The sequence below is a fragment of the Bacillus cereus group sp. Bce041 genome (assembly GCF_052646455.1).
The window spans coordinates 1-14,546 of the sequence record NZ_JBQXON010000004.1 but is presented as its reverse complement, the minus strand read 5'-3'; the positions used below and the strand labels follow the sequence as shown (position 1 = coordinate 14,546).

Here is a 14,546-nt window from a genome sequence, read left to right as displayed (position 1 = left end):
TTTATTAATAAAGATTTTCCGTTTCTACTTATGAAAAAAGGAATATATGTTTATTTAACTATTACGCATAACTGTAAGGAGGAAGAATATGACTAAAAAGCTCAGTCTAGTTGAGATAGAGTACATTTGCAATATGTTTTTCCAATATTTTGAAATTCCAGTTTGTTTTTTAGATTGTAACAAAAATATTCTTTTAGAATTCACATCAAAAAGTGATTCACATTCGTTGTATACATCAAAAATAGAACAGTTACATGTGCTTTTTCAGAGAAATGATACATATAATTTCCCCATCTTCAGAACTCACGAACATCTAGGGCACTTCATTTTAATTCACATAAAGAGCGATTATATGGTGAACGGTACTGTTATTATTGGGCCCTTGGCACATGTAAATTTTTCTACAAGTAAAACGGATAGTAACCTTAATTTCATTCCAAATTATAAAAGAACAAGAAACCATTATTTTTCATTGTCAGTCAAAGATCAAAATTTCTTTGTAAATATGGCAATATTGTTCTATAACATTTTCTATAAAAAAATTTCAGATGTAAGCACCTTTTCAAATAACAGTGACTCACTTCATATAAGTCATAGCAGAATCTTAAACGAAGATGTATATATTTCAATGCAAAAAGACGAATCCGTTTATCATAATTTATATATAGAGCAGCAACTGCTTGGTTCTATAGAAAACGGGGATAAAGAAACCGTACTCAAATATTATTACGAATTCCAACAAGAGACTCTTTCATCTTTATCTTCATTCCATCAATTAAGACGTCATAAAAACATTTGTATTTCATCCATCACGCTCGCTACTAGATATGCGATAAAAGGGGGACTTCCATCTGGGATTGCTTACAAAATTTATGATTTACATATTCAAAGAACAGAAGATTTAAAAGACAAAGAATCTGTTTGGGATTTATTAAAAAATGCTTTTTGTACCTTTGCAGACCGTGTAAAGGCACAAAAAACACAGCAACATTCACAGACTATCGCTATTTGCAAAAACTACATTTTTAAAAATATTTACAATCCAATATCTGTTAAACAACTTGCTAAATTTGCAAATGTGAATTCAGATTATTTATCTATATTATTTAAAAAAGAAGTCGGTATTTCATTAATTGAGTACATTCAACGTGAACGAATCGAAGAAGCAAAGAAATTATTAACTTTCACCACCTATCCTTTATCAGACATATGCGCTTCGCTTAATTTTAGCGATCAAAGTTATTTCACTAAAATTTTTAAAAAATTCACCAATGAAACACCTGGTAAATATCGGAAATCTCATGTTGTCATTTAGAGTGAAACTTCCATTAAAACAAAATGTTTTCAGTAACTCATCAATGGCAGATTAGAAGCACTCCCAGATTCATGAACTATAGGATTTATGCTTTTTCCAAACCAAAAAACACGTTACTATTCTTTTATTTTAATGAGAATAGTAACGTGTTTTTTTATGTAATGTAGTTTTGTAGACAGAACATGATCCAACTACAAATTTTTATAGAAGCCAAATGCACCGCTTAACTACTAAAATCTTATTAAGTAAAAAATCCATATTTTGTTTTACTTACTTTCTACTTTATTTCTTTTGAATAATGAACTCTTTTCTTCAAACGAATGATCCCTACTATTATTTTTGTATCTTTCTAAATTTGCGAACAAAAGTGAGTACTGTGCCTGTAATAATCATCAATATGCCGATTGCTGCACTGTTAGTTGTACTTACACCCGTCTTTGGCAGCTCCTTATATGTATATTCTTTTTTATCGCTATTACTGTTGTTTGAGATATTACTCTTATTTTCCTTATTAGCAAGGCCATTAGCTTTGCTAGTTTCTTTATCTTTCACTAATACTTTTTGTATTGCATTTACCTCATTACCCACGGAATCTCTAACACTATATATTATTTCATAAGTACCAGCTTTAGTTGTATCTATAGTTCCTTCATACGCTACTTTAGAAATAAGGTCACCGTCCTCTTTATCCGTAGCTGATACCCCTACCAATGGATCAAATTGATCACCCTCTGTAATTGAAGTTGTAGCAGGTACTTTTAGTATTGGTTTATCATTTTTAACTTCTTCTCTAACTTTGACCGTTACAGTTTGCTTCGCCGTTACTTCATGACCTTTAGAATCTGTAACCGTGTACGTTAATACGTAAGTACCGGCTTTAGTTGTATCTACTTCACCATCAACTTTGATTTTAGAAGTGAGATCACCGTCTTCTTTATCGATAGCTAATACTTCTGCCATTGGAACAAATGAATCTCCTACATGAATTGTCGCTCCAACAGGCACTGTTAATTTAGGTTCTAAATCTGATGTTTCTCCATTTCCCTCTACAATTACAGTCTGTGTTGCCGTTGCATTCCGCCCTTGAGAATCAACAACCATGTATTCCACAATGTATGTACCTGGTTTTGAAGTATCTACATCGCCTTTATGCTTTACTTTATTTGTTAAATCACCATCTTCTTTATCAACAGCTTTTACATTTCTCATTGGATCAAACGTATCACCTACACGTAGTGTAATCGTAAACGGTACAGTTAACTCTGGAGCTTGGTTTTCTGCTGTTTTTTCGTTCTCTTTCACCGTTCCTGTAATTTTTGCCGCATCAAAAGCATTTTGGACTGCTTGAACTTCAATTGAGTTCGCTCCATATTTATTAGTTGCCACTTTAAGGCATGCCAATTTCAATTCAGAGAAATTAGAAGTCATATTTAATTCATCAGTATTTGCATAATAGAAAATATCAAACATTCTATCTTCACCAATACCATTTACATTTACACCGTTATGAGTACCACCTTGTGCCATTAAATACGCAACTTTATTAATAATACTTGAGTTAAAATGAACGCCTCCATAATCCTCTCCATTTAAATCATTATATTTACTATAATCATCCGGATACGGTAGTCCTTCTGAAAAATTAATTGCAGTTGGATTTTTCATATTACGAAAAGTCGATCCAGTTTGTTCTCCTATTGTCCAGTTAAATTCCCCATTATTTATGTATTTCTCTATAGCCGTTCCCATAATATCAGATAATGCCTCGTTAATTGCCCCAGATTCTCCTGAAAATTCAAGGTTAGATTCACTTGATGTAACTGCGTGTGTAAATTCATGACCGGCTATATCGAACGCTTTTACCATGGGATCTCCATATAAAAGCATACTAATGTTATTAATATTAGTACTAAATGCATTCTCCCAATTTTCAGGATCATTTGTTCCTCCAGAATCCCATGCATGTACAACTGAAACTACTTTTTTTCCTTTATTATCAAAACTATTACGCTTATATTTTTCTTTATAAAAATCGTATACCTTTGTTGCTAAGAAATGAGCGCTTACCGCCTTTGGATCATTAAATGTTGTTGAAACACTAGTTGCTAGTATACCAGGATAATAACTTTCTTCATTTGTAATATCTCTATAATTTACATCATATGTCTCAATTCCTTGTCCTCTTGTGTAATCAGCAAGCGCATAATTCCCACTGGTCTGTTTAGAAATACCAAATGTACGAGTTACGCCTAAATCATCTTTTCCTGTTCCAGTTAATGATGTAAAATTGCTAGTTTTATTTTCCTTAACGGATTCAACATACTCTTCACTTATTTTCAAACTTGATTCTTGTACCATATCTTTTAACATTTCACCATTATGAGCATTCACTAAATAAGTTCCAGATACATAATTTGGTGTTGTAGCAGCAAATGTAACTTGATATGCATTGCTAGCCTGCCCATGATTTTCATCAACAAAAATAACTGCCTTAACTTCTGGCTCAGAAATAAATTTAGTATCGTTTCCGTACTTTTTATAAATATATTGTTTTGCTTCTTCTTTTGATAAATTAATAGGTTTCTTTAAATCTTCTTGTGTTAAATTTTGTGCGCTAGCTCCTGAAATGCTTTTAATAATACCTTTTTTATCTACGTGAGCAGTCAACTGGTGGCCATATACTTCTTTTCCTTCATATATTTGTTGCATGCGCACAAGTGTAGTTCCATCATAAGAACCACGTTTTTGAAGAACCTTGTAATCTACTCCTGTTTCTGCACTAACTTGTTTTGGAGACAAAGCATGCTCCGTATTTTCCTTAAGTGCATCTTTCACTACATTCTCTGGTACCTTTTTTGATGGTTGTGTCAGATTACCTGTACGGAACGAATCCTCTTGAATTTCAACTTGCATTTGACCAGGTTCCTCTGCATGACCTACTCCATATGGTGTTACACTTGTTAAAACGAATCCTGTAGTTAATGCAACTATAGCTATTTCTTTTTTATTTCCCATGATATTTACCTCGTATAAATTTCTATTATTTATATAAAACTGCTAAAATGTATACAATCTATTCCTAACATAAAAAGATGACTTTTGTAATCAACAAAAGCCACCTCTTTAATATGTAATATCCCTAAAATGTTTTTAATACATAATTTCTATACAAAAAAGAAAAAAGCATTCATTAACGAGCATTTTGCAATACTTTTATTAGGTCATTTATATTTTCAACTTTTTGCTGAAACTGATCAAGTCTGCTATGTAGCAATGAAGGATTTTTATCTTCAGTTGAAATAACTTGTTTTAATTCGTTTTCTAATTTTTCATACATATCAAAGAAATTATCAAATTCTACACTTACAAGCTCTTCATTTTCGCGATAGAATCTTTTTGCTTCTATATAAGTCATATATGATTTATTTAAAAATCCTAATGAAATTAAATATTTAGAAGTGTTTTCTTGATAAATAGCAATATCACACGCTATTTTAATATCAGAATAAGTCTTTTGAACGAGACAATGCAATTCAAAAATCTTAAACTTTAATCCATTATTCATTTCATCCCCTCCCATCGTATCTATTCTACATAAAATTAGAATATTATACAAAGAAAATTATTAGCATGAAATTGACAATTTAAAAAATAACTTAAGGATAAACAAAATCCCTCTCATTATAAATTATAGTTGCGGAGCATTTACCAACATAACAGCAAAATAAAAAGCGAAAAGAATAAATCTTTCCGCTCTTAGAGTAATAAATACATTTCATATTGCGCTAAAGAATTCTTTTCAAATCCACATTTCTTAAGAAAACCTTCCAGTAAATTATTGTTAGGAAACCCAATTGATAAACTTGATAAATTTAATTCTTCTCTTGCTACTTGTAATAATTTCATCCCAACACCAATATTTCTATAATCTTTGTCTACGAAAATAAAACTAATTTTACCTTGTTTATTTACACATAGAGAGCCCTTTAAGTCATTATCGACATATGCACCATAAAATACATTATTTGTTTTTTTGATATAATCAATATCATTTTGCCAATTTATATGGAAGTTTAACCATTTCTGAATTTCATCTTTAAAAGTTGGAAATTCTAATTGTTTTACTTCAATATCCTTACAATCTTTATTCATTATTTTAGTCAAATCATTTAAATTATAATAAGAAAGATCGTACACTTTTTCATAGCCCAACTTATTATAAAAATGAATCGCTCGGTCATTTCCTACAATGACTTCGAGAAAAAGTTGCTTACATCCATGTTGAATCGCCTCTTCTTTATGCAGTTCAAATAATTTTTGACTCACACCAATACCGCGGTAATTAGGATGAACCGCTAATGTTCCACAGCGCATAGTCTTAATACTTTCATAATCCTTTATACCACCTAGTATTACGCCAACAGGTTTGCCTTCTTCTAAAGCAAGAAAAGAATGTTCTAGCAAATTACCTTCTGGTCCCAAAAAACGTTGTATAAAATCCCCTTTTGAAACTTCCTTTTTAATAATGTAATCTGAAAATCCAACTTTAAAAGCTTCATATACTAAATCAATATTTACATCACTACACCTTTTATATTGAATCATAATATAATTATGCCTCCAATTACTTATGTTAAAACCCTCTAACTATCTATTATTTACTACATTAATCTCATAAACACGTAAAAAGGCAATTAAATGCTCACATGCTCTTTCGCATGCTAGCATTTTAAAGATTTTTTGTTCTTCTTTCGTTTTATCATTTGCTTGATCTGAAGCAGCTTTTAAACAGAGAAATGGTTTTTTATTTATTTGACACACATAGGCGAAAGCTGCTACCTCTTGATCAACTGCCAATGCTCCATATACGGTATGGAGTAAATATCTCATTTCTGAACTACGAATACGTTGATCTCCGGATAAAAATGTACCGAAATGTATTGGATCATATGATCGTATTTTTTTTATTCTTCTTACAAGTGATTTTGTTGTTTCAATAGGTGCTGTTCTACCGTTATATAAATTAAAAACATCTTCCCCTGAGCCAGCTGCAGTAACATCGTGTTGTATTGCGTTTAGTGCCACTACAATATGACCGTTTTTCACCTTGTTTGATAAACTTCCGCATATTCCTGTCATAAACAACTCATCTGGCTGAAACTCACTAATTAACAATTGTACACAACTAGCGCAGCTTACTTTACCGACACCAGTAACAACTGATATAATTTCCAGCTCATTAATAGTATGAAAATGAAATTCCCAAGCTGCTCTTTTTTCAACACGTTCACTCGGATAATGTTGATGCAAATACGTCAGTTCTGGTTCCCATGCAGATACAATTGCAATACGTTTCATTACACGCTTCACTTCCCCTATTGTCATTTAAATAAGTTATCTATACTTTCTCGTTCATAATCTGGAATCCATTCTTTGTATTTCTTATATGAATCTCGTATTATTTCTTTATTCTTCGCAATTACTTCACATCCTCTATCATCATACATAAACATCACAATATCTTTCTTTGCATTTATGAGAAATACATCTGGATAAGAGATTTCTTTTTTTCGTCCAAATCGAAGATACAGATCAGAAAAATCCTCATGATTAGCAGCTTGTATCAGCGGTTCATATTTAATATCTTTCGCAAGACATTTAAAAGAAAATTGATATGTACAATATAAAGTGAAACTTTAATCAGTGGGGGCTCTTACTGCCCGGCAAATAGCGGGATAAATCTGCTTCTTCATCTTCAAATAAAAACGGTAACGTTTCTTATCTTATATGAAATCTTAAATCTCTTTTCTTAATATATTTATTGTATATATTTATTTTCTGTGGAGTTTTTATGTTTTCCTTTTTAAATCTATAAACATTTGTCACTACAAACACTACATTTTCTTTTGAAAATATGTCTTCAAAGTTGAGAAAAGTATTCCATATTTAAATCGTCGGTTCCTTCTACAATTTGATATTTATCTTTTCCGAAATCAAAATGTAAATGATTTTCCCACTGAGAATATAAGTAGGATCCTAATGTAACTCCTGGAAATGTTTGATTCATATATTCTTTTAACTGCATTTCCTTGTCCTTTCTACTGTACAATTCTTTTTAAATCCCAATATGCTTCTTCTAGCCACGGATGTATAACTTTCAATGTATCTTTCCTTTCCCACAAATATGAAATATATACAAAAGCTGCTTTTTCCAAAGATTTTCCCAATTCTTTTTTTATTTCTATTAAATATGGTGGTGTCCCTTTTTGATCCCATTCTATTTTATCTGCAACAAATAATACTAAATCCATCTTCGTTGCATGTTTACGCAACGTTGTATGGCAACAAATTGCATTTAAAATCTCTTCATCTTCGACTTTAAATATTTCTTTTGCGATTACCCTCGATAATTTTTGATGAATAATCATAGGAAACTTTCTTTCCGCTTCCACTATTGCTACACCAAATTCTTCAGCAACTGCAATCCGCTCCTCGTTTGGAAAAATGCCACTAATATCATGTAAATATCCTGCAATTGCTGCTTTTTCTTTATCTACGTGAAACTTTTCTGCAATCTTTTTTGCCTCATTTGCCACACGAATTGAATGTTTATATGTAAACTCTTTATTATATTTTAGTAGAAAAGCTTTAATATCATTGTCTATTTTTCCAGTTGGAGTAAATGAATATATATCATTACATAACATAGAAAATCCCCCTTATAACTAACTTTCATTATAATGTAGAATCTAAATATCCTTGTTATTTTATATTCGTTATTAATCTTTTTACTCCTTTTTAATACGTTACATGAAATTTTATACAGAATCATCGCTACAAGTACATAAATGTTTGATATTATAGTAATGTTGATGATTTGTAAGGAAAGGAACTACACAATGAATAAAAATATATTAATTATTGATGATGATAAAGAAATTGTTGAATTACTTGCTGTTTATTTGCGAAATGAAGGCTATAACATTTATAAAGCTTATGATGGCGATGAAGCATTGCAAAAGGTTTCTACATATGAAGTTGACCTTATGATTTTGGATATTATGATGCCAAAACGAAACGGATTAGAAGTTTGTCAGGAAGTGCGTGAAAATAATACTGTACCAATTCTAATGCTTAGTGCAAAAGCAGAAGATATGGATAAAATATTAGGCCTTATGACAGGTGCTGATGATTATATGATCAAACCATTCAATCCATTAGAATTAGTAGCTAGAGTGAAAGCTTTATTACGAAGATCCTCTTTCCAAAATGCTACTTCGCAAAAGAATGAAGATGGTATTATTCGTATTCGCTCTGTTGAAATACACAAACATAATCATACAGTTAAAGTAAATGGAGAGTACATTAAACTAACCTCTATTGAATTCGATATTTTATATTTACTTGCGAGTAATACAGGAAGAGTATTTAGTTCAGAAGAAATTTTCGAACGCGTTTGGAATGAAGATGGTTATGGTTCAAATAAGACGGTAATGGTCCATATTAGCAACTTACGAGATAAACTTGAAACAGTAATAAATGGAGAAAAATTTATTCATACTGTTTGGGGAGTTGGCTATAAAATTGAGAAATGAAGCATTTGATATATTAAAAGATATTCCTAAATGGAAACTTATTTTTTGGCTTTTATTAGCTATCACACTCACTCCTATTACTGAACTAATTATTTATCGCCTCGTTACGAGTGTAATTGAAAGTTCACTTACTCTAACCGAACTCGGTAAAGAATTCATTCGAATTTTTGGTTATGAAAAGTATAAAGGGATTAAAGAGTCTTTATGGATGATGATTGTATCTTATTTGTTTTTATTTTCTATTTTTTCATCCTATCTTTACATTTTTTATCGTCACGAGAAAAAACTTTATTATGAAACTTGTATAAAAAAAATGATAGAAGAAATTCGTTATATTGCAAATGGAAACTTCAATCATAAAGTTTCTATTGTAAATCATAATTATCTAGAAGAATTAGCAATCGGGGTCAATGAAATTGTTGAACAATTAAAAGTCTCAATTGATGAAGAAAGACAAGCGGAACAAGCAAAAAGTGAACTTATTACAAATGTATCACATGACTTACGCACTCCCCTTACTTCTATAGTTGGATACGTAAATTTAATCCATCATGATAATTATAGAGATGAAGTGGAATTGCGATACTATATTCAAGTCATTTACGATAAAGTAACTCGTCTTAATGCATTAATGAATGACTTGTTCGAATATACACGTGTTCAAAATAAAGAATTAAGCTTGTATTCTGTTCCTATTGATATTGTAGAGTTACTTGGACAATTAACTGTTCAATTCCGCATACAGGTTCAAGAAGCTAATATAGAATGTCGGCCTTCTTTCCCGTCTCAAAAGCTCATGGTATTAGCTGATGGTGACAAATTAGTGCGTGTGTTTGAAAATCTTATTATAAACGCTATCGCTTATGGAAGCGAAGGTCGCTATATTGACCTTACTGCTTATGAAAGTAATAATATGATTACAATTGATATAACAAATTACGGACAACCTATTCCTAGTACGGATTTACCTCATATTTTTGAACGTTTTTATCGCGTTGAGAAATCTCGCTCTACAAACACTGGTGGATCTGGACTTGGATTAGCAATTGCAAAAAGTATAGTCGAATTGCATAAAGGAACAATTGAAGTATATAGTGATGACGAAAAAACAACATTCACTGTAAAACTACTCCCATACAAATGTTAATGTTACAAATAAAAAGTTCAATTTCTTACCATATAAGAAATTGAACTTTCTCCATAATTACCCTAAATTTAATAATCCTTTATAATTCTTTAGAAATTCTTTACCTTTTCTTTCTTCCTAATTAAGCATTCCTTTTTACAATACTATTATTGATGTCATAATAGGAGGATCGCTTATGCAATTCTTAAAGAAATTCGCTATTTTATTATTATTTTTTTTTATTACTGCACTTATCGTTTTATATTTTTATCTTTATGTAAATGGTCCGATTATTCAAGCTAAATCAGCTATTTTAATAAATGCTAATTCAGGTGAAATTGTTTATAAAAAAAATGAAGAAACCCCAGTACAATCAGCTGCTTTATCTAAATTAATGACAGAATATATCGTATTGGAGCAACTAAATGATAAAAAGATACAGTTAGATGACTTCGTACAAATAAGTAACGAAGTTTTCCGAGTAGAAACAAGCCCTATACAAGTAACATCGAATGATAAAACAACGGTTCGTGATTTACTTCATGCATTGCTACTGGCAGGGAATAATCGTTCTGCACTCGCTCTAGCAGAACACATTGCTGGAAATGAAGATAACTTTACAGTATTAATGAATAAAAAAGCAAAAGAACTAAAGTTATTACAACCATCTCCATTTCTAAACTCTACTGGAATTAATAATAATACAAATAAACAATCAACTACAACAGCGATAGACGCAGCTAAACTAGCAGCACGATTAGTAAAAGATTTTCCAGATGTATTGAATATTACGAAACTAACCTCTTACCAATTTACCTTCAAAGATTCCCAGGTTTTCAATACGAATAAAATGATATATTCCCTTAATGAAAACATTAAACTTCAAGGTGTTGATGGCTTACAAACTAGTTTTTCAACTAACGGTAATTATAGTTTTGTCAGTACAGCAAAACTTGGAGATACTAGACTAATTTCAGTAATATTAGATGCAGATGAAGAAAACATTTCATTTATTGAAACAAAAAAGTTGCTACAGTATGGTTTTGATCCTTCCTCGTACTCTGCACTCCAAGCTTTTAAAGACGCCCTTACATCTTGGACAATATTGCTTCAGTTTAAAAATTTAATTATACAAACTATAATGATTTTTTTAATCATTACCACCTTAATGTTTTTACATATACGTCAGAAAAAATCCGAGGATTTCAATTAAGAAATCTTCTTATATATAGAACCGACTTGCGCTTGAGATGCAAGTCGGTTTTTAATTCTATCATCCTCTTCCAAGCAAATTTGCTGAAACTGGTTGCAAGTTTAACTCTCTCGCCCATATAGATAGCTGACCAATATGATAAATTTAATATCCCATTACATGTCTTAAAACCTATGTTTTTTGAGGCATACATCCATCTCTGTTTCCTTTCGTTGTGTTCGTTTGTTTAGTTTAAATGGGTTAATCTATTAATTCTATTAAATCCAACAATTGAACTATTACACTTTAAAGTTCTACTCATATACTATAGTAGATTACTAGAAAGGAGGCTTAACTATGGATAGTTGCGTTGTATTTGTAAACGGACAACCTTTTTTAGTTCTTTCAGTAGCTGGTATTGAAATTGCTAGATTAGAGATTTCCCTTCAAGTAGCATTAGCTCTAAGAGTGCTTGGGATACCAATCTGTGATTAATTACCAAATTAATAAAAAAAGAGGGCATTAGCCCTCTTTTTTTATTTTCTTCTCACCTTTTCTTAAAAACAAACAAAATTTAAATTTTATTTTTTATATTGTAATGAAAATCCGAAAAATTAACCCATTTTATTCAATAAAAAAGAGCTCCACCCATACCTCATTATCCGTTTCTAAAAAATTAGAATTCGATTAATTACAAGAAAATTTAAATATACGAACGTTACATAAAATACTTGTTAGAATAGCTGTCCCTCACACTATTTATTTCGCCGACGTTATATAATCAAAGCACACAATGATTAACTTTTTATACGGCTTATTTTAAGTGTGCTAGCATTCTAGGCTAGATGATCATGACTGCAAAAAAAACTTCAAGTTCTCGTTTATATAAATCAGATAACGCTTTCACTTTTTGAATCGATTGATAATCTTTAAATTGCGGTTCTCTATCTTCTTATCCTTGAAGAGCACTAATCCAACTATACTCTACATCTACAATATGAAATAATGTTTCTAACATACCCCCAGTTTGCAAAGTAAATCTTCCTCTGAAAGTTGTTCACACCACTTAAACCAATCATCTCTTACTTGCCAATTATATTGAAATAAAGTGTACACATTTATCTCTCTCTTACTTCAATTATCCACCTAACAGCATCTGTTATACATTTAACCATTGACAATCACTTCTCTTCGGCCAAGTTCCTCTACAGCGTGATTAATTATTTCACTTACAGATAAAGAACCATCCAATATGATATCTGAATTCGGCTTAACAGTATGAATTGCCTCTAAATAAGCTTTTCTCGCATATGTCATGTAATGTTCCAAATCATTATGTATTTCATCTATTGTACCTTCCTTAAAATCTCGCAAAATCCTTCTAGCCATCGCAATATCTAAAGGCGTATCAATAAATATAGTTACATCAATGAATTTTCGCATCTCACTATTTAAGTATGCAAAAGGATAATCTACAATAATATAGTCTAAGGTATTATTTTGTATAAGTTGCTCAATATCATGAATTAATGGTGTTAATACCCACTCGTCGTAATTCGCCCCATCATCAATCCATTTACAAATATCAGCAGGAGAGTTATCAAATGTATAACTATCAAAATATAGAGCTTTTGAGTTTTTAAACTTATGCTTTAATCTTTCTGTAATTGTAGTTTTACCTCCTCCCGAAACAGCTGCAATTGAAATTATTTTTGTTTTATTATCCACTATACCCACCAAACCCCTTTATTAACATAATATAATTATAAATTACTATCGTTGCTACTTCTTCCATTCATATTCTAACATACTCATTTCCCATAAATTCCAATACGTTTCTCCTACTCTTTTTGACTCTCTTAATAAGCCTTCTTTTACAAACCCTATTTTTTCGTAACATGAAATGGCCGATGTATTAAAATCATACACACCAAGAGTTACTCTATGTAGTTTTAATTCGTCAAAAGCAATATGAAGTACTGCTTTCATCATATGTTTTCCTATAGAACGTCCTCTCATCTTCGTATTACCAACTAATACTTTTCCAATTCTAGCGGACTTATTAATATTATCTATTTGCCCAAGCGAAATATGTCCAATAACGTCTGAAGTCTCTTCATCTACCACTTTGAAAGCGAGTGTATTTGCACTTTCTATATACTTCTCTAATTGCTGTTCGTCTAAAGGAAATGTGAATGCATTTCCTGACCATTGTATTAGAAATTCTTCGGAATTAATCCAATTTATTAATTGTTTAAAATCAGATTTCTTAAAGCTTTCTAGTTTAATCACTTCCTTGCTCCTTTCGTACATCATGCTTTATAACCTCAAACTTATTTCTATATAAAGAATATATTCTCCTTTTATATAAAATTAAAATAAAGCCATTCATGTGAATGGCTTTACAAAAAAGCAGCATAATTATGCTTTGTTTGCTACATCAATACCATTAAAATCAAAGTCAGCAGTAACCGTTGTAACCGGTGGGAAAATTGCTTCAATTTTGCAAATGGAAATAATTACTCCAACCGATCCAGGAATAGCCGCAAGCCTAACTACATCACAACTTACAGACGAAACAGTACCTACATAAGTACGTCCCTCTGTATTAATTTGAACTGTTCGATTAATTAATTTCTTAAGTTCATCTCTAATTCCTTGTACACAAGAATTATCACATTTCTCATGCTGTTCTTTTTTACACTCTTCGAATACTTCCCAACAATCATCTTGTTTACATGTACACTTCTTTTTACAATTATTAAATCGAGAACCCAATACCTCACCCCCTAATCCTTTCTATTAGTAAAGTATGTCCACTAGCTTAAAAGGGTACGAGGCAAACACATAAAAAGAAAAAAACAAACAATTGTACCAAACTTTCTTTTCATTATTCATTATAAAAACAGACTTCTCCTAATTAAAAGCTTTTTAATGAGCGGCCGTGAATTTAGTCCTACTCCATTTAATGTTTAGACACCACTTTCTAAAACAAACCTTTTTTCTTTTAAATAAGACGCCCCTTAAAAACACACTAGATTTCCCCTGGAGTGAACCCTGAGAATGAGACGATAAAAAACACCTCTCTAAATCGTAAGTATCAGTTATGATTTTAATGGAGGTGTTTTTCGTATGGGGAAAAAGGTGCATTATCCCGCCGAAATAAAGTGGAAAGTAGTTGAAATGAAACACCAAGGATTCAAAAACAAAGAAATTATGGATGCCTTAGGAATTAGACATGTGGCTCAAATTAAAACTTGGATGAAATGGTATCGTGAAGGCGAAACCTATCGGTTTGAACAATCTATTGGAAGACAA

13 protein-coding genes and 4 pseudogenes are annotated in these 14,546 nt (G+C 31.1%); 6 read left to right on the top strand and 11 right to left on the bottom strand.

What is annotated here, in order from left to right:
* Positions 1–88: 88 nt before the first annotated feature.
* Positions 89–1,315 carry a helix-turn-helix domain-containing protein gene (locus tag ACUN13_RS14230; protein ID WP_025689561.1) on the top strand — a complete coding sequence of 409 codons (1,227 nt, stop codon included), beginning with the start codon at positions 89–91 and terminating at the stop codon, positions 1,313–1,315.
* Positions 1,316–1,648: 333 nt separating this feature from the next.
* On the opposite strand, the gene ACUN13_RS14225 is transcribed toward ACUN13_RS14230, so the two are convergent.
* The 6 genes and pseudogenes from ACUN13_RS14225 to yqeK all read right to left on the bottom strand — a co-directional run bounded on the left by ACUN13_RS14225 (position 1,649) and on the right by yqeK (position 8,022).
* Positions 1,649–4,330, bottom strand: coding sequence for a M4 family metallopeptidase (locus ACUN13_RS14225; protein ID WP_088344636.1), 2,682 nt, complete (start codon positions 4,328–4,330; stop codon positions 1,649–1,651).
* Between the two features lie 175 nt (positions 4,331–4,505).
* Positions 4,506–4,880 carry a hypothetical protein gene (locus ACUN13_RS14220; protein ID WP_001059024.1) on the bottom strand — a complete coding sequence of 125 codons (375 nt, stop codon included), beginning with the start codon at positions 4,878–4,880 and terminating at the stop codon, positions 4,506–4,508.
* A 191-nt stretch (positions 4,881–5,071) separates the two neighbouring features.
* Entirely contained in the window at positions 5,072–5,920 is an 849-nt protein-coding gene (locus tag ACUN13_RS14215) for a GNAT family N-acetyltransferase (RefSeq protein ID WP_025689564.1), read from the bottom strand.
* A gap of 42 nt (positions 5,921–5,962) precedes the next feature.
* The gene (gene mtnN, locus ACUN13_RS14210; protein ID WP_000151939.1) at positions 5,963–6,700 is read right to left on the bottom strand and encodes a 5'-methylthioadenosine/S-adenosylhomocysteine nucleosidase; all 738 of its coding nucleotides are present in this window, start codon (positions 6,698–6,700) and stop codon (positions 5,963–5,965) included.
* Positions 6,697–7,400: pseudogene (locus tag ACUN13_RS14205) on the bottom strand (DUF3885 domain-containing protein). Before ACUN13_RS14205 ends, mtnN begins: the two are co-directional and overlap by 4 nt.
* Before the next feature lie 13 nt (positions 7,401–7,413).
* A complete protein-coding gene (gene yqeK, locus ACUN13_RS14200) occupies positions 7,414–8,022 on the bottom strand; it encodes a bis(5'-nucleosyl)-tetraphosphatase (symmetrical) YqeK (RefSeq protein ID WP_025689453.1) in 609 nt (202 codons plus the stop codon).
* Between the two features lie 192 nt (positions 8,023–8,214).
* On the opposite strand from yqeK, the gene ACUN13_RS14195 reads away from it, so the two are divergent.
* From ACUN13_RS14195 to ACUN13_RS14185, 3 genes are all read left to right on the top strand, one after another.
* Entirely contained in the window at positions 8,215–8,910 is a 696-nt protein-coding gene (locus ACUN13_RS14195; RefSeq protein ID WP_001038807.1) for a response regulator transcription factor, read from the top strand.
* On the top strand, positions 8,900–10,057 hold the full coding sequence (locus ACUN13_RS14190) for a sensor histidine kinase (protein ID WP_001243312.1): 1,158 nt from the start codon (positions 8,900–8,902) through the stop codon (positions 10,055–10,057). Before ACUN13_RS14195 ends, ACUN13_RS14190 begins: the two co-directional genes overlap by 11 nt.
* 175 nt (positions 10,058–10,232) lie before the next feature.
* Positions 10,233–11,249 (top strand): D-alanyl-D-alanine carboxypeptidase family protein, encoded by a 1,017-nt coding sequence (locus ACUN13_RS14185; protein ID WP_445423854.1) that lies wholly within the window; start codon positions 10,233–10,235, stop codon positions 11,247–11,249.
* A gap of 60 nt (positions 11,250–11,309) precedes the next feature.
* Here the strand turns inward: ACUN13_RS14185 and ACUN13_RS14180 are convergent.
* Positions 11,310–11,420: pseudogene (locus tag ACUN13_RS14180) on the bottom strand (DinB family protein); the annotation flags it as partial.
* Positions 11,421–11,585: 165 nt separating this feature from the next.
* Between ACUN13_RS14180 and ACUN13_RS14175 the strand changes: the two are divergent.
* The gene (locus tag ACUN13_RS14175) at positions 11,586–11,723 is read left to right on the top strand and encodes a DUF3956 domain-containing protein (protein ID WP_000376554.1); all 138 of its coding nucleotides are present in this window, start codon (positions 11,586–11,588) and stop codon (positions 11,721–11,723) included.
* 358 nt (positions 11,724–12,081) lie between these two features.
* Here ACUN13_RS14175 and ACUN13_RS14170 read toward each other — a convergent pair.
* From ACUN13_RS14170 to ACUN13_RS14155, 4 genes and pseudogenes are all read right to left on the bottom strand, one after another.
* Positions 12,082–12,344, bottom strand: a pseudogene (locus ACUN13_RS14170) (DinB family protein); the annotation flags it as partial.
* Between the two features lie 51 nt (positions 12,345–12,395).
* A complete protein-coding gene (locus ACUN13_RS14165; RefSeq protein ID WP_000513268.1) occupies positions 12,396–12,965 on the bottom strand; it encodes an AAA family ATPase in 570 nt (189 codons plus the stop codon).
* A 45-nt stretch (positions 12,966–13,010) separates the two neighbouring features.
* Positions 13,011–13,544, bottom strand: coding sequence for a GNAT family N-acetyltransferase (locus ACUN13_RS14160; RefSeq protein ID WP_000990082.1), 534 nt, complete (start codon positions 13,542–13,544; stop codon positions 13,011–13,013).
* Positions 13,545–13,649: 105 nt separating this feature from the next.
* The gene (locus ACUN13_RS14155; RefSeq protein WP_000535577.1) at positions 13,650–14,006 is read right to left on the bottom strand and encodes a hypothetical protein; all 357 of its coding nucleotides are present in this window, start codon (positions 14,004–14,006) and stop codon (positions 13,650–13,652) included.
* A gap of 354 nt (positions 14,007–14,360) precedes the next feature.
* Here ACUN13_RS14155 and ACUN13_RS14150 point away from each other — a divergent pair.
* Positions 14,361–14,546 (top strand): annotated as a pseudogene (locus tag ACUN13_RS14150) (helix-turn-helix domain-containing protein); the annotation flags it as partial.